General features: G+C 40.8%; 21 protein-coding genes. 2 read left to right on the top strand and 19 right to left on the bottom strand.

Annotated features, from left to right (window positions below):
- From MAMP_RS11505 to MAMP_RS11415, 19 genes are all read right to left on the bottom strand, one after another.
- The gene (locus MAMP_RS11505; protein WP_007146225.1) at positions 1–492 is read right to left on the bottom strand and encodes a type II secretion system protein; all 492 of its coding nucleotides are present in this window, start codon (positions 490–492) and stop codon (positions 1–3) included.
- Positions 493–1,647, bottom strand: coding sequence for a type II secretion system F family protein (locus MAMP_RS11500; protein ID WP_007146224.1), 1,155 nt, complete (start codon positions 1,645–1,647; stop codon positions 493–495).
- On the bottom strand, positions 1,647–2,087 hold the full coding sequence (locus tag MAMP_RS16565; protein WP_050797559.1) for a type IV pilin protein: 441 nt from the start codon (positions 2,085–2,087) through the stop codon (positions 1,647–1,649). Before MAMP_RS16565 ends, MAMP_RS11500 begins: the two co-directional genes overlap by 1 nt.
- Positions 2,088–2,100: 13 nt before the next feature.
- The gene (locus MAMP_RS11490) at positions 2,101–3,738 is read right to left on the bottom strand and encodes a GspE/PulE family protein (protein WP_158005172.1); all 1,638 of its coding nucleotides are present in this window, start codon (positions 3,736–3,738) and stop codon (positions 2,101–2,103) included.
- Positions 3,739–3,749: 11 nt separating this feature from the next.
- Positions 3,750–4,265: a hypothetical protein gene (locus MAMP_RS11485; protein ID WP_040576547.1), complete on the bottom strand. Its 516-nt coding sequence runs from the start codon at positions 4,263–4,265 to the stop codon at positions 3,750–3,752.
- Positions 4,266–4,274: 9 nt separating this feature from the next.
- Entirely contained in the window at positions 4,275–4,751 is a 477-nt protein-coding gene (locus tag MAMP_RS11480) for a hypothetical protein (protein ID WP_007146220.1), read from the bottom strand.
- Positions 4,741–5,628 (bottom strand): hypothetical protein, encoded by an 888-nt coding sequence (locus MAMP_RS11475; protein ID WP_007146219.1) that lies wholly within the window; start codon positions 5,626–5,628, stop codon positions 4,741–4,743. Before MAMP_RS11475 ends, MAMP_RS11480 begins: the two co-directional genes overlap by 11 nt.
- On the bottom strand, positions 5,625–7,259 hold the full coding sequence (locus tag MAMP_RS11470) for a hypothetical protein (RefSeq protein ID WP_040576546.1): 1,635 nt from the start codon (positions 7,257–7,259) through the stop codon (positions 5,625–5,627). The genes MAMP_RS11475 and MAMP_RS11470 overlap by 4 nt, the downstream gene beginning before the upstream one ends.
- Positions 7,256–7,819, bottom strand: coding sequence for a hypothetical protein (locus MAMP_RS11465; RefSeq protein ID WP_007146217.1), 564 nt, complete (start codon positions 7,817–7,819; stop codon positions 7,256–7,258). Before MAMP_RS11465 ends, MAMP_RS11470 begins: the two co-directional genes overlap by 4 nt.
- Positions 7,816–8,382: a hypothetical protein gene (locus MAMP_RS11460; protein WP_007146216.1), complete on the bottom strand. Its 567-nt coding sequence runs from the start codon at positions 8,380–8,382 to the stop codon at positions 7,816–7,818. The genes MAMP_RS11465 and MAMP_RS11460 overlap by 4 nt, the downstream gene beginning before the upstream one ends.
- The gene (locus tag MAMP_RS11455; RefSeq protein WP_050797558.1) at positions 8,375–8,800 is read right to left on the bottom strand and encodes a CFI-box-CTERM domain-containing protein; all 426 of its coding nucleotides are present in this window, start codon (positions 8,798–8,800) and stop codon (positions 8,375–8,377) included. The genes MAMP_RS11460 and MAMP_RS11455 overlap by 8 nt, the downstream gene beginning before the upstream one ends.
- Before the next feature lie 129 nt (positions 8,801–8,929).
- Positions 8,930–10,768 (bottom strand): vWA domain-containing protein, encoded by a 1,839-nt coding sequence (locus MAMP_RS11450; protein WP_007146214.1) that lies wholly within the window; start codon positions 10,766–10,768, stop codon positions 8,930–8,932.
- Between the two features lie 11 nt (positions 10,769–10,779).
- The gene (locus MAMP_RS11445) at positions 10,780–11,787 is read right to left on the bottom strand and encodes a DUF3150 domain-containing protein (protein ID WP_007146213.1); all 1,008 of its coding nucleotides are present in this window, start codon (positions 11,785–11,787) and stop codon (positions 10,780–10,782) included.
- Positions 11,788–12,004: 217 nt separating this feature from the next.
- Entirely contained in the window at positions 12,005–13,282 is a 1,278-nt protein-coding gene (locus MAMP_RS11440) for a DUF1173 family protein (RefSeq protein ID WP_040576545.1), read from the bottom strand.
- Between the two features lie 131 nt (positions 13,283–13,413).
- Positions 13,414–14,205, bottom strand: a complete 792-nt coding sequence (locus tag MAMP_RS11435; RefSeq protein WP_040576544.1) for a hypothetical protein — start codon at positions 14,203–14,205, stop codon at positions 13,414–13,416.
- The gene (locus tag MAMP_RS11430; RefSeq protein WP_007146210.1) at positions 14,198–15,214 is read right to left on the bottom strand and encodes an AAA family ATPase; all 1,017 of its coding nucleotides are present in this window, start codon (positions 15,212–15,214) and stop codon (positions 14,198–14,200) included. The genes MAMP_RS11435 and MAMP_RS11430 overlap by 8 nt, the downstream gene beginning before the upstream one ends.
- An 85-nt stretch (positions 15,215–15,299) precedes the next feature.
- Positions 15,300–15,584, bottom strand: coding sequence for a hypothetical protein (locus tag MAMP_RS11425; protein ID WP_007146209.1), 285 nt, complete (start codon positions 15,582–15,584; stop codon positions 15,300–15,302).
- A 14-nt stretch (positions 15,585–15,598) separates the two neighbouring features.
- The gene (locus MAMP_RS11420; protein WP_007146208.1) at positions 15,599–16,450 is read right to left on the bottom strand and encodes a PD-(D/E)XK nuclease family protein; all 852 of its coding nucleotides are present in this window, start codon (positions 16,448–16,450) and stop codon (positions 15,599–15,601) included.
- Entirely contained in the window at positions 16,447–16,722 is a 276-nt protein-coding gene (locus MAMP_RS11415) for a hypothetical protein (RefSeq protein ID WP_040576543.1), read from the bottom strand. Before MAMP_RS11415 ends, MAMP_RS11420 begins: the two co-directional genes overlap by 4 nt.
- A gap of 576 nt (positions 16,723–17,298) precedes the next feature.
- Here MAMP_RS11415 and MAMP_RS16560 point away from each other — a divergent pair.
- Together MAMP_RS16560 and MAMP_RS11405 are read left to right on the top strand one after the other, a co-directional pair.
- On the top strand, positions 17,299–17,433 hold the full coding sequence (locus tag MAMP_RS16560; RefSeq protein WP_272941595.1) for a hypothetical protein: 135 nt from the start codon (positions 17,299–17,301) through the stop codon (positions 17,431–17,433).
- A 673-nt stretch (positions 17,434–18,106) separates the two neighbouring features.
- Complete coding sequence (locus MAMP_RS11405) at positions 18,107–19,414, top strand: MFS transporter (protein WP_007146206.1); 1,308 nt, start codon at positions 18,107–18,109, stop codon at positions 19,412–19,414.
- The last annotated feature ends 153 nt before the right edge of the window (positions 19,415–19,567 follow it).

Here is a 19,567-nt window from a genome sequence, read left to right as displayed (position 1 = left end):
TTATTCCAAATAAAGAATATGCTTATTGCCACGCACATGCATAAGTCTGGTGTAGTTATCTGGACTAACTCGATGGGTGTAAGTTAGAGACGTTCCCGTACCTGATGATTTAGCAATAACTTCAAATGGATTAATGCCTTTTAATGGAACAGTGGTCGTAACCTGTGCAGCTTTTCCCGTTGTCGTTATAAGGTAAGATTCTGACCAATGATTCTTTTTATCAGATGTTGACGACATGCCAATGTTTGTAACGTCATAGGATTCAAGAAAGCTAGCCACTGCTTTGGTAGTGGAATTATTGAACTGGTCACCGCCTGGTAGTTGACGAGCAAGTTCAGCAAAGCCTGCTATGGCCTTCATTTCCTCAACAGTTGCTATGACTCGATAACTGTCCATACTACGAATGGCTGTCGGCAGTAGTGCTACTGCAATAATTGCCATCACCATCAAGACAATTAGCAATTCAACTAAAGTAAAACCTTGCTGCTTCACTTATCCAGCCCTTGAAAAGAACATTGGCGCGTAAAAGCCTAATGCCATTAATAGAACAGATATAGAGCCAGAGGTTAGTCCAGCTTTAAGTGCTATACCTGAAAAGCGTTTACCTGTGACTAGAATTTCAGTCAGTAAAAGTCTTCTCACTCTAGCCAGTAATTTTCTCCTTGCCTCATCATGTGCGTCATCGAAGCTTTTCAAACCTAATATGAGGCTGGATGACCAGTAATTAGAGAAAAGACTGGCCGGGATAGTAGAACCTGCATTAACTCCTTCTTGAATAGTTTCAGTAGCTCTTTTATTTTCACCGCTTAAATTCTTTGAGATTAATTCCAATGACTTATCGTTATCGATACCTGATAGGTAAAGTGGAATCCATGTGGATAGAAAGTTTGCTGACCGTCTAGACTTAATTAGCTCGCTTAATGATTTCGCGATTGGAAATTGCCTAAACCCAACAACGTTTTGCCATAGGTATGTTAATAAGCTGATGATGCCAGCAATTATTACTATAAAAAGTACGGTTTGCTCAGTCATGAAATGGTAGAAACCAGCTATTAAATGCGTTGCTGAATTATCTTTAATTGCTGGAACATCGATCATATTTTGGGCAGCATCACCGAGTGCTAGACTAGATATAAAGATCGATAGCAAGCCACCAATGAGATAAAAAACGCCCACTTTCATGTCGGCGCCACTAATTTTCTGCAGTTCCAGATCCTGTTCAATGTTTTCTACAGCAGAATTCAGGGATTCACTTAGACGCCCTGACTTTTCACCTGCTATAACTAGCAATTTTACGGTCCTACTAACGCCAAAAATTCCTAGGTAATCCGAGACCTTACTCGCATGATTCAGTCTAGGATCATTTCTGAACTTTTTAAGGAAGTCCGCAGAATCGACGATTTCCATAATACCTTTTGCCACCTTTGCCCCTGAATCAACAAGGGTTGCAACTTGAGCAACTAAAAGTAGCTGCTCCGATAACGCTAACTCTGTTCTACCAAGCTTTAGATTGAAAGGGATAGGAATGACTGACTCTATAGTGTCTCCCAAACCTGGAATATCGTAGAGTTCTTCTTCAGTATCAGTTTCAAAAAGCTGCCATCTGCTGCTGCTATCCAATTGAAGAAACTTAACTAAAGCTTGCATTACGGCATTGCCAGAGAAATTGTTACTGCAGAAGATGAGTTTGTGGCATTGCTGATATGATCCACATCGCTTGAGTTTAAGCGTTTAGCTAGCATCTCTGCAGATACTGAATCTGATGTAGGTAGATTTAAGGTAAAGGTATTTCCAGAAATACTCACCGTCCAATCTAGATCCCAGGGTGTTTTGTCATCAAGTCCAAAAGTGACCAGTTCATTCTTGTTACATTGAGAATATGAACGATTCATTCTGTAACATTGAGATGCAGCAGAGAAAAAATCACGTTCAACGAAATAACTTGCTACATCTACATTCGTTGTTCTAATCCATGATTGGTAACCTTTCAGCCCTAAAGAGGCTAAAATACCAAGTACAGCAACTACGATCATCAGCTCAACTAGTGTGAAACCAGTTTGGCTTTTCGTTCTTTGATAATTACTCATTTTTTTCTCCAGATTAAAGTAAGTTTGTTTCTCGACCATAAGTGAAATGTTGACCGTATGCAGCGAGGGTTGAGAGACGTGATTCGAGCTCCTGGATGGTCGTTTTATTTTCTTTTACGAGAGAAATTCCGTTGTCCCACATAGTCATGTATTGATTGTTTCTATGTGTTTTTTCGATTTCATGAGCAGGACTATTCTTAATAATCTCTTGTTGTGTCCATGGGTCGACTATCATTAACTCCGATACAACACTTCTACCCGAATAGCCGGAATCACAATGTTGGCAACCTTTAGTATTGGCAATGCTAATTTTTTCACTTTGCATTGGTGCATGTCTCAAAGAACCGTACTTAGCCGAAACTTCTGTGTTAGCTCCAAATGGCTCCTTAGTACTGCAGTGAGGACATACATTTCTTACCATTCTTTGAGCTGATATCGCTAAGAGACTATCTGCAAGTGTAGTTGGGTCGACTCCAAGGTTGATAAGTCGGGGAATTGCCTGGACAGCACTGTTCGTGTGCAAGGTTGTTAATACCAAGTGTCCGGTCATTGAAGCTTCGATAGCCAGTTTGGTGGTTTCTAAATCACGAAGCTCACCGACAAGGATAACGTCTGGATCTTGACGAAGTTTCGAACGTAGGGCACTGGCAAATGTCATTCCTGAGGAAGAGTTGATTTGTGACTGTTCAACTCCTTGAAGCTCAATCTCTACTGGATCTTCAATCGTTTGTAGGGAATCGCCAGGCCTTAATTCCTGGATACGTTTAAGCATGGCATATAGGGTTGTCGATTTACCTGAGCCTGTAGGACCGGTAATGATTATCAAACCTTTCGGTGACCGACAAAGATGATTTAAGGTTTGCACCTCAATATCTGGAAATCCGATCTCCTCCAGGCTTCTTAATTGACCGGTTGGATTTAATAGTCGTAGCACAAAAAAGTAATGTGCTTCTCCACCTTGAATGACCGGTGACGCTGCAAGACGTACTTCTATCGATCGCCCGTTCCATTCATGACGAAACTTTAGATCTAATGGCGTTGTAGGGCTACCGCCTACTGTTGATGCTTTTGCAAGTATTCGATTTGAAAATGAGCCATAATCATCCATTGCAATATCATGCTTGTAGACAGTCTTTACACCGTCGACCCTAAATTGAATTGATATGTGATTGTTGGTCCTGGGAGATATATGAATATCGCTGGCTCCTTTATGTAGAGCCATTTCAATCATTTTGTTTATGTTTTTATCTAGGTCATTTTCATTTGAGTTCTTTGGTGATGTATCGAAGATACTCCCTTCCAGAATTCCAATTCCCTCGAAGTGATAAACGCCTCTGCCTCGACTATCAAGCAGTTCTTCCAATTCGGGGCTAAATGGGTTTGCTATGAACAGAATGTCATTGGCAATACCCCAACCATTTCCAGAAATAATGAATTCGCCATGCTCAGACTCTGAATATAGTTTCTGGTTTTTATGTATTGAAAAGGCTTTAGCAATATCAGCGGTTGAAACGCTTTCAGATACTAACGTCTCGAAAATCATCGATTCATTTTCAGGTGCTTGCCAATGTTTAGCATGTAATTCTGTAGTAGCCTCGATTTCAATCAGGATTTTTACTATTTTCTGGAATAAAACTTCTGTATTAGTCATTAGCATTTCAATTACCACCGTAATAAAAGAGTTTTAATTGTGTTTGGGTTACGTAGATTTTTGAGTCGTACTTTTGATGCATCGATGTGAACGACTTGCCATTGACCAACCTTGTTACCTACCATTGCCCATTCACTTTTTCCGTTATATTTAAGTTGAGCACTTTGGTTTTGAATGGCTTCAAGCACAGGAGTATCTGAGCCATTCATAACTGGCGTTGATATAAGGCCCTGAATATCTTGAACATCATTAAACTCAGTATTTTTTGGCTGAGACTTTTCTACAGGTTCCATGATTTCTAAAGTCGTTCCAGAGCTACAATCAATCCCTAAGTCTCTACACTCAGCTAGGAGTAAGGCCCTGTCGTGATTCTCCTTAATGATTTCTTTTTGCCTTCTCAATTCTTTTAAGGCTTTTTCATGACTGATCTGCTCTGGTGTCAATGAAATGGAACCCTCCGCTAAAGCTGGATGTTGGATTAGAGCCATTAAAATAGGGAGCATTGCCAATATGTATGTCTTCTTCATCTTTACCTCTTAATTAAAGTCTATGATTCCCATTGCGGCGAAACTAAGTCCCATTACCTTGTTATCAATCACGGCTTGACCGTACATAACTGGTAATTCATTCTGGATTTCCAAAGCAGCTGCAGCTACGTTCTTGCTGGTTCCCTGTAAAGAGCCGAACCAAGCCTGACCGCATGGAATATCCCCCTCGGAAAACTTTGCATCTTCGATTTTTTCAATCGAAGAAACCTTGACGTTGTATTGGCTGGCGATTGACTGAATGTTGAACCAGATTGAATCTAGCTTCGGAAGGTCTTGCTGGACTGACATTTCCTCGATTTCAGTCTCATACATACTTATGAGTGCTTTGGTTTTTTTGAAATCAGGATCAATCCGTTCAGCTTCATTACTTAAGACATACCAACATGTACCTATGCTGGTCACAATAAGTAAAAGGACGAGACTGCTGTACTGGTTTAGTCTTTTGAGTAAGGCTTTAATTTTCATTTTTGTTCACCCAGGTTATAACCGACTGCTCTGGAGAAACGCGAACTGTTTGAATATCACCACTTGCCAGCATTGATATTCGAGCAGCATTAACATTCGTGTTCTTAACAAATACTTTTACAATTTCATTTGATTTCAAGCTGAAACTTGCTGATAAGGCTTCATCATGTAGAGAGTCGGTAACGTTGTAGAGCTTAGTAAGCGTTTCTTTTTGTGAGGGTATGTTGTAGCGTTTTCTCTTTGCCAGAGATGCGAGTTCATCTTGAGTCACAGTCAATTTGTTTTCTAAAGCAGAAAACAACTGAGCTTGTTTTTCATGCTGAATATCGAGGAACGTATCCATGGCCAACCCACAAGCAATAATCAAGACTACAGTCATGGTAGATCTCTGTTGATTGCTTTTTTTCTTGGCTAGAGATTGTTTAACTATCTCTTTTTGAGTTTTGAGCTGTTCAGCAGGTAGCTTGAGAGTGCTTTCATCAGAGTTCAGAATGATTGCGTCATCGAGACTAAATTCTTCCGTCAAAGCAGAACTAGGTAACGACTGGAGTTCACTATTGAAAATGGAACCTGATTGCATTACACCGCTATTGATGTAAAGGTAATAACCGATATCTTTACTGTCGTTTGTATAAAGGACTTGGAGTTTTTGGTCTAAATCAATAACGCCTGAAGCAATTAATGTCTGCCATAGACCATATACTTTGGCATCAGGATTTGCCTCCCGAGTTTCAGTTAGAACTGTCTCTTCATACCAAATATGCAGAGAACCTTCATCCTGTCGAGTGTATTTTTCAGAGGGTGCCTTACCAATAACATCACGAATTAAAACAACTTCTTTGCCTTCAATGGAGAGACGAATATTTGCTGCAATCATGCGCCCACTTCCCTTGGAGTCACAACAATGACAAGTTCAGTATTTTCCTCTTCGAATGAGGCGCTACCGAGTGCTTTTGAAAGCGCTTTGTTCTTAATAGGTAGATTCTTAGCGTTCTGCAGCATTCTATTTACTACAAGACCGCCTAAATAGATCGGGCTGCCACTCTCTGTGATGACTTGTGTGGCCATTTCTTGGAGAGCTATATTTGGAGTTTCATATATCTCACCAGCCGACTTAATTGGTGTGGTACCAGCAATGGTGCTTAGAAATGGAACAATGTTGACAAGAATTTTTCCATTATCTAGTAACTTCGGTGTAACAGCGATTTTTATACCCACATTTACACGTGATAGCTGGGTAGTAATAGCCGTATCAGAAGCGGCATTAGAACTGTTACCTGTACTAAGGGGTAAGAACTCAACATTTGATACAAAACTAAACTCTTGAGTACTTCCTAGGTAGGCTGTATAGCCATTAGTAATAGTTAATCTTGGTTGGCTTTGAACTGATACTGAACCTTGTTCACGAAGAGAATTGATAACTGAGTTTAACGTTACATCTCCAAATGGAATTGAAGCAGCAAATGACCAGGTTCCTCCATCCACTATGGATAAAGCTTGTGAGGCACTTCCACTCAGTGAAAGCGTTTTATCATCATTGGCATATACAGCACTCCAATCAATACCATAGCCATGACCATTAGTGGTTTTGACATCAAGAATGGCACCTTCCATGTAGATCTGACGCTGGCTTTGAGTTGACAACCTGCTCAAATATTCATCAAGTCTGTGAATCTGGCTTGGCTTGCCGAAAGCTGTAATTTTGCCAATACGTTTGTTTCCAACAACCCATGGCTCAATGAAATAAGGATTCATTTCATCATCAAGACGATTGCCAAGCTCATTAAGCATGGCAATAGGATCATCACCTTCTCCAAGTTCTGGAATTAATGTCTTCTCATTCTGAGAATTTGAAGAGTCTGAGTTTTCGTTTATTTCTAGGCCAATTATTCTTTTTGCATCATCAATTAGAGATTGCCATGACTCATCTGAACGAGTTGTGGTTAGCTGAGTCCCACTTGCCTCATTAGAAGTGAAATCTGCCATTTGACCTGCATTTCCTGAATTATTACTGGGTTGACCAGTTGCCGAGAAACCTGATTTTGTCTCTACAGTCGGCATATCGGATAGTGCTGCTAAATCCCATGATTTTGTCATGACAGAAGAAACATATAGCGTCACATCACTACCAGTCTCCTGAAGCTCAATAAAGTAGTCAGTGGTTCCTTCAACCTGAGATATATAATCCTCAATTTTTGCGTTTTGCGTTTTCACGCCAATCTTCATTGCTAAATTGACACCAGCATCTCTTGCAATGACATTTGCCCGAGAAAGAGAGCTTGGCGAAGTTAAAGCATCTATAACCGAAATCTTAGGGTTATTGATGGTGACTCGTTCATCCATCAGTTGTTTCTTTGAGGTAGTTATGCTCACGAAATTACTTGTGCGTGGGGCGCTTTCAACTGTGGATGGGACAGGGTTGGCTCTTGAGGTACGGACTTCCTTTTCTGGAGGCATAGCACAACCACTTAAGCTAACAAGTAGTAGAGCGATAATGGACTTCTTCATTTCTTGCCTCCATGGGTAACAACAATAAGTGGTTTAGGCTTCATGTTTCGGTAAGCCAAGAAAGTGAGGCCTTGTGGTTCCAAGATGTCTTTTAATGCTTGCTGGTATGTAGTTTCACCACTAAAGCTCACTTTGGTTTCATAAAGGCTTTTGTCTATTTGAAGATCTACTACCCAACCTGGTGGAGTTAGTGAGCGGATACTAGAAGGAAGATTTTTGTCCCTAAATGATATTTGCAACGATTCGTTAAGCTCACGTAAAGGGAGATCACTAATCTGCTTAACTTTTGTAGCATTTTCAGGTGATACTGAAGGAACATCACCATTTCTTGTACTTGGCATCTTGGGTACCAAGAAACGTTCTTTAGAGTTGGCAGTCTTTAGCTCCTGAGGTTGATTCTCTTTTAGCTTTTCATTCTGTGCCGTTTTCTCAAGCTTGGCTGTATACCTCAGTCTTTTATCTGCATAAGAGGCACTATTCTCAGTAGGTGTAAGAATATCTGCGTGGATCGGTGACGCAGCTGAGATTAGTAGTGGTATTAAAAGCATCTGGGCTTTCATTGTGTCTCCTTAGATATTTGGCGGCTTGAAAACTGCCAGTCGTCACAATTAATTTGTTGGGGGCAGCTAATGCACATTGATTTGTGTTTGGCGTTAGATGGTGATGCTTTCCCTTTTATGAGTGCATCAGTTCTGTCGAACTCATTGATGACGTCGTGCTCGGAAAGCAGGTTTTGTTTGATGTACTCGACACCGTCAGGCGTTACTACCCTGAAATAAGCATAATCAGCGATATTCATACCGTTACGGGATAGAATCACCTTGTAAGTGGAAACCTGAACAATATCTTTAAAATAAACACGGTGTTTAGCTCGGGTTTTACTATCTACAAGAACGTGTTGTCCTGAAATCACTCTATAGAGCTGATCAAGAGTGCCGTGCATTTTCCGGGGCAAAAGTGTGCTTATGTAGTGTTCTGAGTGAATAAGACGAGCCTGAGATAATTCTCTTGGCATATTCTCTTTGAGAATAAATCTACGGCGTTTTTCACGTCTTCTAGCATCAATCCCATACAGAGAAAGAATTAATAAAACGACTATTACCCCATAAAATGCTTCAGCCATTTCTACTCACCTTTTTTACAATCCAATTGATGAAAGGCTTTATTAATGATCTGACAAAAGGGTAAGCCTGAATTAAACGAACAATGCTTGGTGACAGCTCATAGTAGGCACTAATAAAAAGGTGTCCCCAAATTCGGTTTATGAGAAAGCTGTCTCGAAACTGCCTTAGCTGCTCCGTCTCTTTAGCTAATGGTCCATAGAGCTCAGTTGCAATGAAACAGCGGCTATCTCGTCTCGAACCATATCGCTGTGCTTCGAGATGATGTCTAAGATGTTCTTCTTCACCTCTTTCTCGACGTTGTCTTTGAACATCTGTTTCATGACGACCATATTGCTGATCAAGCACAAGCTGCTTTTCACAGAAGCTACGCTGAGCAATCTTGGTTGCTGAAATAAATCCTTTAGTGTTTTTCTTCATGGCTCGCATTAAAAAAGGTTTAATGCCTAGCCTCAACGAATAACCGGATATTGGTCTGAGCTGGTTATAAAAAAAAGCCCCAAAAAGGGGCTTAATGATTGATAGGTATAGCTTAAAGGCAATATCTAGTTAGGCAGCGAGTACTGTCTTTTCTAGTAGTGAGAATGTCGCTTCCGCAAGCTCTCCCACATGTTCTATAGAGACATGCTCTTTACCAAATAACAGTGACATCATTTTTCTATCTACATTGATGCCAATGCCATACACCTCAATACCACCCTGTCTCAAGTTGTAAACTAACTCGATACAGTCTTGCATATCATCTGGAACACCATCAGTTACCACAAAAAGTATTTTTCGTTCTTCTTTTTGGGCAAAGAGGTTATCTCCAGACCAGATCAGTGCAGGAAGTAATGGAGTACTTCCTTCTGCTTGAACCAATGGGTAATAACCCGCAGTTTGGTCCATAGTCTGATTTTGTCTTGTTAAGACGGTTACAGAGCTATCCAGATAACCTGGAAACATTGCTGATCCTACTGACAAATGTGGTATTTTCTTCATCGCAGCCGTCAGTGACAATGTAACGTATGCAGCAATAGACATGTCATCTTCCATTGAGTAAGACTTGTCGAGTAGTACTTGCACTGTTGTATTAACTGCTTTCTTTCGACTTGTCGATTTAAACACCGATAAATTACCTGCTTTTATTCGATGCAACTTTCGATCATTCAGCCTACGCCCATTCCGTGAAGTCTTTCGCTTCACTTTAGTTTGGGCTTGAACCAATTGGACCAGTCTGGAACGCAATGCAGCAGTAGCTGCTTGTGCTTCATCAAGTGCCTGTTGGTGGTCGCCCGGTGATGTTAGATTTGCAATCTGAGTTGGAGCCAAACTAACAGCATAGTTACCACGCTGGTTTGCCGCCTCTTTAATCTCATTTTCAACGAGGTGTTCAAATGCATCACTAATATCACCTGGCAAGTCACTTGAGTCACTCTCTGTTGTTGCCAGAATGTCTTTCATGAACTGCAAGGCCGTATCAAACTCTTCTTGTGACATTTCTCCAACAGAACTGGATGAATAACCATTACTGGCGTCACCGTTATCGTCTGATATGTCGTCGTTGGACGATGTGCTTAAACCTGATAAAAAGTCATCTGATTCGTCACTTTGACTTGATGGTGTATCACCATGATCGTCATGTGTATCATCGTCCCCTTGATCTAGACCTTCTTCTGACTCACCGGTTGATTGGCTATCATCAGTTTGTATGTCTTGATCTTGTGAATCATTGCCGGCTTGTTTCTGCTGACTTTGATCACTGTTTTGAGGTGGTGTGGTGCGATTACTTTCCTCTTCAAGAATTTGGGCAATCTCTTGAGCCAACTTAACGACATCACCTTCATTCTTTGCAGCTGACAATCTAGCCATAACACTATTAATCCGCGTCATAGATAGTGGTGTCATTACACTTTCGAGAAAAGCTTGAGAGTTCTTTGCATGGTCATTTAAAGCTGTTTGACCAAGCATTTTCGAACGCCCTTTGTGTAACACATAACCGCATAATGTTGCAGCAGGTGAACTATCAGTAGTAACAGTTTGGAAGAAATCATCCTGAACAAGCTTTCGAACTAAGTTCGAAAGCTTTTTGTATGCCCCCGGATAATCCCGGATTATGCATTTCTCCATTCTGATATCTTCCATGATTCCAATTAGCTTTCTCACAATAGGAGAGAACTCTGCGTAATCAATACTGAAATCACTGTAACGTATATGACCTGCTTCATGGATGATATAGCCAAGACCTAGTGTTTCAACTCCAGGATCTTGCAAAGGCAGAGAAGGTAAATAAATAACATTACCATCTGTCCAGGCATGACTTGCATCCAGTTCCACTTTTACACCCATGTTACGCCCCAGTGCCTTTGCAACAATGGGGAGTGATTTAACCAAAGTTGATTGGTTCATAACTTACTCCTTTAGAAGCAAAATAGCGCTGGCTGCGCGACTGGTTTAGGGATAGAGGGAGTGTTGACGTTAACTTCTGATTCCTCAGTAGTATCAAACTCAAACTCTTCGTTTCTGGCAGTGTCTGCCGGTTCCGAAAGGATTAAGTTTTCTTCATCATTTTCCTCAATTTGGTCGAACACATCGTTTTGATGTTGTGGTACCTGGTTAATGAAGTCCGTCATGCGTTTTGACGAGCCCAATAAGTTTAGTAATCCACATACCGATGAGAGATCGGCACCTTCAATTGGTCCGGATTTTGGCATCGAGTTAAGAACATCGTTCACTCGCTTAATGAGTACATTCACTTTATTACTGATATAGCTCAGTGTTTTGAGCTTGTTCAATATCGTGCGAATGGGCGATAACGCTTTTTGACCGGTCTTGTCTCTATTTTCATAGGACGCAACCCACGCATCATTTGCCATCTTCTCGATTTCCAATAACAACTGTCCTAACAAGCCATTCTGCTCTTGTATCAGACCGTCATTCATTAGTGCTCCTTGGCCACCACTTGAGATTTTGTAAGCTTGATATTCAAACTTGAATCGATTCTCAATTTCTCCGCGACTCATCATGGAATTTCTTAACCAATCCTCCCATTGAGGATGATCATTTATCCATTCAATATTGGATTGCTCATAGCTATCCAAATATTCGCTGATTAACATGTGATGCTCGTCTTTTAATTCCTGCAATCTAGCTAGTAATGTTTCTCCAGCTTCGATCGACGTTCCATAAGCACCAAACGCTTTGAGACAGACTTTTTCACATTCCCGATGAATGCGTTTCCCTAAACTGTTAATGCGCTTCAGCTTCTCAGGATCAGCAATTGCTTTAGTACCAGGGGTGATGAGGTCTTCAGGTGGGGTCTTGCTTGGATCAGCATATCGTTTTAATTCATCACGTGTCAGAGTTTTCTTGCCCTGCCATGTACGATAGTTGATATGAATCCAAACTGTTTGATCTAATACTTCCATTAGGTTTCTCCTTATTAAAACGAAAAAACCCGAATAGAAATACTAGTCCCCCGAATGAGGAAAAAATATTTCCCATTCGGGTAGTTGAGACTGGCTAAATTATCTGGGCCAGTTCCAGTTCTTACTCATCAATTCAATGACGAGTCAGAAACCTAGTTCATTGAATGTTATTACGATGCCCCCGTGCATGCAAGACTACTAGTTCACAAATTTAGACTTACACTTCCCATTGATGATCTGAGTAAGTAAAGCTTGTCAGGTTAGGTACGCTTTCTCCTTGTGTTTCCATATCCCAAATCCAATATTGGCCATACTTATTCTTCCATCTGCTTATCGCTATGTGCCTTTGCTCAATCTCATTCTCAGAAGCAAATGTTCTGAATATTGCCATAGGTGTAGGTTTGTTAGGATTATCCACTAGCAGATAATTCGGATAGACAGTGTTCTTTGAACCATCAAAACGCATTGTTTTAATGAATTTATGACCTTCCATGATAAGTTTCTCAGTCATTAATCTGTCTTGCTCAAAGTAGGTTGGGATCATGTGAATATCAGCTAATAAAAAACCAATATCTTGTATGTGGAGCACATCATTGCTATCCCGACTGACCACCATCATTGTATAGACCAGTCTAGGATCATCGGTATCATTCAGAATGGATAACACCAAGCTATTTTCCATTTTTTTCATAACATGCTGGGTTCCCCAGTATTTCACTGCATCACTTTGATGTCTCAGCATAATGGCTATCGAGTTCTGCTGTATGTTGACTTTACGAATCCCACCTATGACTACCATGTACTTTGTTGAAATACTGGTAGAAGTCATAATCCGGCTAAATTCGGCCCTTCTTCGCTCATCAATTGCTTCTTTAGAAGCATCATTAAAATGTTCCGGAATATAAATAACATCAGCGATATTTGTCCGTTTTGTGTAGATTCGTTGTGCAACATCCAACAAACGATTTCTGGCCACCGCCCAGATCCGGCGTTTATTAAATCCTGGGTGCCATCTGTTTAACTCAGCTTCTTCCCACATTAATGCGAGAAGTCCAGACAAAGACATCGCATCACGCTTTGAGCTCTGTGTCTTTGGCTTGGGTGGAACAAGTGAATCAATATCACTTTCCTCCTTAGCTGCTCTGTCGACCCTTTTATAAGCCAATGGCGCTAGGATCTTTAATGATAATGTTCCATCACTTTTTGTTTTGATTACATCATTTTCATATGTGATTCTGCCGCTATCTTCAGTCTCCATTTCAAATGATGGACACTCAGGAGAATGAAGTGAACCGGTGCCAGGATTTCTTGCAAGAAAATATCTTGTCCTATGCGATATGTACATGGGCGGCATTTTTTCATTGCACTCGCAGCGGGGAGTGATATTTCGAGTTTTGAATGTCGCAAGTACTCTCTGAGCCTCTGCTTCATTGTCTGCTAACCAATCACGAGTATAAGCAGTGCCCTGGTCAAAACGAATGCGAATTGGATTCATACATTAACCCTAATTTAGACTAATTCACATTGCACTCTATAGAGCTATGAGATTGATTTGAATAAATAACCGGATATTGTGGAAAGCTAGTTATAAAAAAAGCCGCCCCTAAGGGACGGCTTTTTTGGCTGTTAAAAACAAATAGCTGCCGGCGTACTGACATCCTCATTAGATAGAATGGGTACAGGCTTTGCAATAATACCAATTGCCTGTGCTAATTCACGAACATACTTTGACGGTAGCTCTAATGCTTCTGCAAAGTCAGCGGGTAAGCCTCGTTTGCTTGGCATTAAATCCCGCGAGTTCTGTCCTTTGAACGCTACGGCTGAAATTGAGCCATCAGGAAGCTTCTTAGATAATCCCACTAACAACAACAGCTGTAATGAGCTTTCTATTTTTCCTCCACCAATAACCTTACCGTCTGTTAGAAAGTTTAAACCATCATCTTTAATGATTTTCCATCCTCTACTTGGCAGTAAGCCATCACACGAGATGATGGATCCCTTCAGGTTACTGTCATATTCAGCCGATAACAGCATTTCATTAAAGCCATTGTCAAAGCTATAGGCCACAATGTCATCAACAAGTGATTTCAATGCGGTTTCAACTTCAGCTTGGTCTATCTCCGACATACTCCATGATTGCTCTTCGATATCTTGAGCCATCGTGACATTGCCTTTGTCGTCGATGCGTGCTTTACCAATCTTTGAATAGCCATCATTCAATTTTTGTTTAACACGCTCCAGCTGTTCACTCCAGGCATCCACATTTTTGTCTAGTTTAAGTACTCTAGTGCGAAGCTTGGAGCCGGTCTTACCAAACATCACGGTAAGTTCGTTTGACGCTGTGACTTTGATTACCCAGTCTTTTGTCCCTTGACTACTAGGGCTGTCTTTTCGGTAAAGCTCATATAAATCAGTCATTGAGTGGATTACCTCCATTAGTCCATGTTGCCTTTGTAGTTTCAGAAGCCCATGCATCACCAATGTGTAATTCTGCAACTTCGATGATAGCGGCTCGCGTTGGTCGGTCAGCTACATTAAGTAGAGCCCGATCCATTGCGTAAGCAATAGGTGAAACATCTATTGCACTACTGAATCCATGATAAGCCTTAGTCATGTTAGCCCAGCGTAAAAGTGTTCGAGTACTCATGGTTAATGGAATCCGATTTTCACCTTCGGTATGCAGAGATCGAATGTCATTGGCAACATCAATCATTTTTTCTTGCAACTCGTCAGATAAATCCGGTACCACAGACTTCAGAATAGTCATTTCCACTTCTTTTTCTGGGTAGCCCACAGATACTTTCCAGAAACGATCAACAAATGCTAAGTCTTGCTTATTAGCATTACTGTAATCGTCACTGGCTCCAGCCATATTTGTATTACCTGTGGCAGCAAAACAAAATGCATTGTCAGGTTTTACAACATGATGGCCAGCCGCATCCAGAACTAAGGGACGTCCTGCTAATACTTCATATAATCCAGTTAAGACTGCATCATCTGCTCGGTCAATCTCATTGAGCACAAGTATTCCAGGTTCATTTTCTGCACCCATCGCCAGTGGAACAACACCATACATAAATACGGTATCTCCACCAACGATTTCGGTACGCCCCATCAAAACATCAAATTCCATCCCTTCATATATCGTTTTTTCATACATCGGTATATTTAGTAATGCACAGAAGTTGACTAAAGCAGCTGATTTACCCGCACCAGTAGGTCCGAACAAATACATGCCATCTTTATTGTTTCCAGATAGGTTCATGTTCCACCAGACCATAAGGTCTCGTAAAACACTTTTGTCAAAACGATAATTTTCTTCAGCTGATGGAACATACTGAGAACCAGGTTCATATCCAGTGATGAATTGACCTACAGCAGCATCAATGCCGAATGTTAAACCGATATCGTATTGCATCGTTTTCATGTGTTATCTCCTAATTTGAAATACCACTACCCCTAAAGGGGCGGTGGTAAAAACCACCCCTTTGGGTGAAACGATTTCTAACTATTTACATAGCTAAATATTTTTTAATTGTTTCGCGGTTCGCTTCTGGATCTTCAATCCCTATCATCTTGCAACAAGTTGCAAAGCTAAAGGGGCGATTATCATTAACGATAGGTTCATCTATCCAGGACATTAATTCTTGCCATTGTTTACCTCCTCTAACAGAGTCTCTCAATAACTTAATGCTTCGAATATAGAACTTTTCGTGCAGCTCCTCGGCCAGTTCTTGGGTTAAATTCCATTCATCTGGCTCTAAGGGAAGGAGATCGAAATTGAGTGCTAATTGCATCACTTATCGCCCTCCTATGCTGCCAACTGCAGGGCAGACATCGCCCTATCAGGAATAGACAAATCTTCAGTGCATCCCTCGCTGCATAACCTACTAAAGTTACACATTGAACAAGGGCTGTTAAAGGCTCCAAGCGGACTGCGGTTAAACCGTCCGTTGTTGTAGTCGTTAACAAACCACTGACAGGTTTGAATATATTCTCTAACTCGATTTGTTGGTCTGCGGTCGACTATTTGGGGTAGATGGATTACTGGGTCTTTTTTCTTGTGCAAGCACATGAAACCAACCTGGTCGGCCTGTTCTATACCTAATGTCTCTGCATGACTATCTACTAGCAGTTGATAAGCCGTTAATTGATCTGATTGACGAACAAACAAATCATCGTAGGCGACACCTGTTGTTTTGATGTCTAAAATGATGATTCTGCCAATCTGATCCATAGCGATTAAATCGAGATATCCTTTTAAGCTATCTTTCGGTGATATCTGAACTGCGAGTTCAACCTGCAATGCAGGTGAACCGTCTGGCATGATAAAAACCATTAGTCCGGACTCTTCCCATTTAACTGGAAACTTGCCAGCCATCGCAGCGCCCATCTCTTTCAGTTTGTTCTCCGACTGTGTGGCCGAATACTCAAGTGAAACTGATGTTTGCTTTTTCCAATGTCTAACAAAGACATCTTCAATTGAAGAAATCCGTGTACCTAGCGTTACTGCTTTTAAGTAATCCATAACGGTGTCATCCACCGCTTTACCAAAAGCAAGGTTTGCTGAAGTAACCTTTGGTCTTATACCCAACTTATAGTGGTACCAGACTTGTTTCATACAAGTCTGCCCTTTTTGAACGCGACTAGGACTGAGGATCATTGCTCACTCCTTTGCCATAAAACCCGCTTCTCTACTAGGAAAGCATGCGAATATCTTTTTGCTCGTTTAAGTTGGGATCTGCTGAAAAGGTTATAGCCCACGACTGCTCGTGCCTTTTCGAGAATGATTACTAACTTGTCTCCAGCCCAATATGCTCTGGAAACATGGTCGTCCTTCTTTTCAACTTTTGATGGTCTAAATTCTGCATTTGTCCCCGCCCGTTGAATAACATCTTTCAGGACTTCATCACGTCTCAGCTTTTTAAACTCCATTTGTGCCTCCTTGAATTAAAAATCCTTCGGAATGGCACAGACAAAGCTATCCCTAGAGGGCAGTGTATGTGCCCTGAAGGGTGATTGAGTGCTGGATTAAACGGTCAGCAAGCCGCTTTCAATCGACAATTAAATGTCGATCAGAAACCTTTAATCTGGAGGCACAAAAAAACGTACAGCTGTGCAGACACACAAAAGATTTCTGTCGGAAATAAAGTTACTTCAATCGGATTTGCTCTATTGAGCTGTGAGTACGGCCAGTGGACGTATCTTGGTGAGCTTGGCGGGAGCCAAGTATCGCGAGTAGCGATATTGATTACGAAAGTAGCAATTTACCAGTGTGATGTCAACGCTTCAATCAGTTCTGCTTAATTATTGACCAACCAGTATTTTCCCTATACTTACAAGGCATTTCTGATGTTACTGACAAGGTTATCCACAGAAAATGTGAATGAAATATTACTACGACCAATCATTAAATTTGATACGAGAAAAAAGCGTTATTTCTCAAAAACAGTAAATAAAGATGAGCCTTGTTTTTATAGGCCGTTTTTTTATTTTTTTAGGAGAACCTTAATGCATAGACATAAAAGTGAAACAGAAAGTCAAAGAATGATGTTGTGGTATGAAGTTATTGAAAAGTTAATAGAAATCTACCAATATTGTGATAAACAAGGCATCATCGATATGCTTATGTCGATCTTCATGTAAACATGGATACAAAAGCCCCCAAAACCAATATCAAAAGGTAATGGGGGGATTCATTGACTCGTAAAGCGGTAGGCTCTTTTACTTGTACCCGAAAAACAATACGGATGCATCACTACAATCATCATCCACTTTATTATGTGGTCTCAGAATAAGAGTATGTATATCATCCCTTATCTAAATCAAATTGGAACGTTGTCGTCATATTAGAGATATAGGTAAAAACGATTGCCCCTTCTTTAGATATATAGTCCCACAGTTTTAGGTAGCTAAAGATAAAAACATGTCAACTTTATAAAAGATTAGCAAGCGATTATTTGATTGAGCATAACTAAAATCAAGTTTATTTTGAACTATGATTATTCATTTCAACTAGAACAAGGTGCTTTCTGATTTCCGACTAATCACATGCACAAATACCAACCAACTATTTACTGTAGTTTATAGAGTTTTATTAAATGGTTTAAGTAGAATCTGAGTATTATTCTCGCTTCGATAATTATGAACTAGTTTGTTATTTAGGTGCTTTAGAAAAGCTTTTTTCATGTTGTAGAAATTCTTGTCTTCTCGTTACAGTATGTCGAAAACGATTTTAAATAATTAAACTAGATGAGCAAGAACTGCAGATGAGTACAATCAAACAAATCTTGATTTATCTGTCATGGAGTACCTCTAGATGCTAAAAGTTTTAACCCATACGATATACAGACACCTTTTTTTGGCTCAGGTGATTGCACTATTAGGTACTGGACTTGCTACAGTCGCACTTGCCTTGCTAGCTTATGAGCTAGCACAAGAAAACGCAGGTCTTATTTTAGGTACCGTTTTAACTATAAAAATGCTGGCATATGTATTCATCGCGCCTTTCGCTTCGGCTCTATTGCGTTCATTGCCACGGCGGCAGGTACTAGTATCGCTAGACTTAATTCGTGCAGGGGTTGCCCTATTTTTGCCTTTTGTAACGGAGGTCTGGCAGGTCTACCTTTTAATCTTTTTTTTACAATCAACCTCAGCCTGTTTTACGCCTTTATTTCAAGCCACAATCCCAGACATTCTTACCGATGAAGATGACTACACTAATGCTCTTTCATTGTCTCGGTTGGCTTATGATATGGAAAACCTCATCAGCCCGACACTTGCAGCCCTGCTGCTATCGTTCATGAGTTGGCATGGCTTATTTTCAGGTACCGTATTGGGTTTTATCGCTTCAGCCGTCTTAGTAGCCAGCGTTAGTCTTCCAATAATCCGCCCTAGCCCAAGAACGGAGAAGAGCTTCATACAAAAGACAACAAGAGGTATCCGCTTCTACCTAGCGACGCCCCGATTACGCGGCTTACTAGCACTTAATTTCGGTGTTACTGCAGCCGGAGCCATGGTGTTTGTTAATACGGTAGTTATCATGCAAGCCAAGTTTGGCCTGACTGCCCAGGACACAGCTATGGCGCTAGCATTTTTCGGAGGAGGCTCTATGTTAGCTGCACTGCTTATGCCCGCTATGTTGAGAGTTGTAAAAGACCGCACATTAATGCTTATAGCAAGCCTACTATTAACATTAGGCTTGGTAGTGGCCTCAAACATCAGTAGTCCAAACATGTTGATGGTGATCTGGTCATTATTAGGTTTTGGTTATGCAATGGTGCAGACACCTTCTGGACGTTTACTGACCCGCTCCTCACATCCTGAAGATCGTCCAGATTTATTTGCTGCTCAGTTTTCACTTTCACATACATGTTGGCTCATATCCTATCCTCTAGCTGGATGGTTGGGTGCCACTTGGGGGTTACCCATAACCTTTTTAGTATTTGCTCTCGTTACACTCGTGGCAGTGATCGTAGCAGTAATGTTATGGCCCGCTGACGATCTTAGTGAAATTGAGCATACGCATTATGATCTGCCTGACGATCACCCTCATTCTAGCAATGGTCTTAAGCGACATACACACGTTTACGTTATTGATGAGTTACACACACACTGGCCTAAATAGATGATATAACTGTATTCAGATTCGACGGACGTTATTTTTAGGCTTCCATTGAGAATACATGTGGCTAAGTTAACTCCCTATAACATCACAAGCATGAAAAATAACAACAAAACCGATTGACGATCGGTTTTACATGTGTAATGATTACTTGCC

Source organism: Methylophaga thalassica MP (assembly GCF_000214595.1).
In the GTDB taxonomy this organism is placed as follows: Bacteria; Pseudomonadota; Gammaproteobacteria; order Nitrosococcales; family Methylophagaceae; genus Methylophaga; species Methylophaga thalassica.
Note: the sequence above shows the minus strand (reverse complement) of the source record. Positions and strands in the feature narration are given on the sequence as shown.

Coding starts and splice junctions, on each gene's coding strand:
- MAMP_RS11500 (WP_007146224.1), bottom strand. CDS start 1,647: ATGCAAGCTTTAGTTAAGTTTCTTCAATTGGATAGCAGCAGCAGATGG.
- MAMP_RS16565 (WP_050797559.1), bottom strand. CDS start 2,087: ATGAGTAATTATCAAAGAACGAAAAGCCAAACTGGTTTCACACTAGTT.
- MAMP_RS11490 (WP_158005172.1), bottom strand. CDS start 3,738: ATGACTAATACAGAAGTTTTATTCCAGAAAATAGTAAAAATCCTGATT.
- MAMP_RS11485 (WP_040576547.1), bottom strand. CDS start 4,265: ATGAAGAAGACATACATATTGGCAATGCTCCCTATTTTAATGGCTCTA.
- MAMP_RS11480 (WP_007146220.1), bottom strand. CDS start 4,751: ATGAAAATTAAAGCCTTACTCAAAAGACTAAACCAGTACAGCAGTCTC.
- MAMP_RS11475 (WP_007146219.1), bottom strand. CDS start 5,628: ATGATTGCAGCAAATATTCGTCTCTCCATTGAAGGCAAAGAAGTTGTT.
- MAMP_RS11470 (WP_040576546.1), bottom strand. CDS start 7,259: ATGAAGAAGTCCATTATCGCTCTACTACTTGTTAGCTTAAGTGGTTGT.
- MAMP_RS11465 (WP_007146217.1), bottom strand. CDS start 7,819: ATGAAAGCCCAGATGCTTTTAATACCACTACTAATCTCAGCTGCGTCA.
- MAMP_RS11460 (WP_007146216.1), bottom strand. CDS start 8,382: ATGGCTGAAGCATTTTATGGGGTAATAGTCGTTTTATTAATTCTTTCT.
- MAMP_RS11455 (WP_050797558.1), bottom strand. CDS start 8,800: ATGAAGAAAAACACTAAAGGATTTATTTCAGCAACCAAGATTGCTCAG.
- MAMP_RS11450 (WP_007146214.1), bottom strand. CDS start 10,768: ATGAACCAATCAACTTTGGTTAAATCACTCCCCATTGTTGCAAAGGCA.
- MAMP_RS11445 (WP_007146213.1), bottom strand. CDS start 11,787: ATGGAAGTATTAGATCAAACAGTTTGGATTCATATCAACTATCGTACA.
- MAMP_RS11440 (WP_040576545.1), bottom strand. CDS start 13,282: ATGAATCCAATTCGCATTCGTTTTGACCAGGGCACTGCTTATACTCGT.
- MAMP_RS11435 (WP_040576544.1), bottom strand. CDS start 14,205: ATGACTGATTTATATGAGCTTTACCGAAAAGACAGCCCTAGTAGTCAA.
- MAMP_RS11430 (WP_007146210.1), bottom strand. CDS start 15,214: ATGAAAACGATGCAATACGATATCGGTTTAACATTCGGCATTGATGCT.
- MAMP_RS11425 (WP_007146209.1), bottom strand. CDS start 15,584: ATGCAATTAGCACTCAATTTCGATCTCCTTCCCTTAGAGCCAGATGAA.
- MAMP_RS11420 (WP_007146208.1), bottom strand. CDS start 16,450: ATGATCCTCAGTCCTAGTCGCGTTCAAAAAGGGCAGACTTGTATGAAA.
- MAMP_RS11415 (WP_040576543.1), bottom strand. CDS start 16,722: ATGGAGTTTAAAAAGCTGAGACGTGATGAAGTCCTGAAAGATGTTATT.
- MAMP_RS16560 (WP_272941595.1), top strand. CDS start 17,299: ATGCATAGACATAAAAGTGAAACAGAAAGTCAAAGAATGATGTTGTGG.
- MAMP_RS11405 (WP_007146206.1), top strand. CDS start 18,107: ATGCTAAAAGTTTTAACCCATACGATATACAGACACCTTTTTTTGGCT.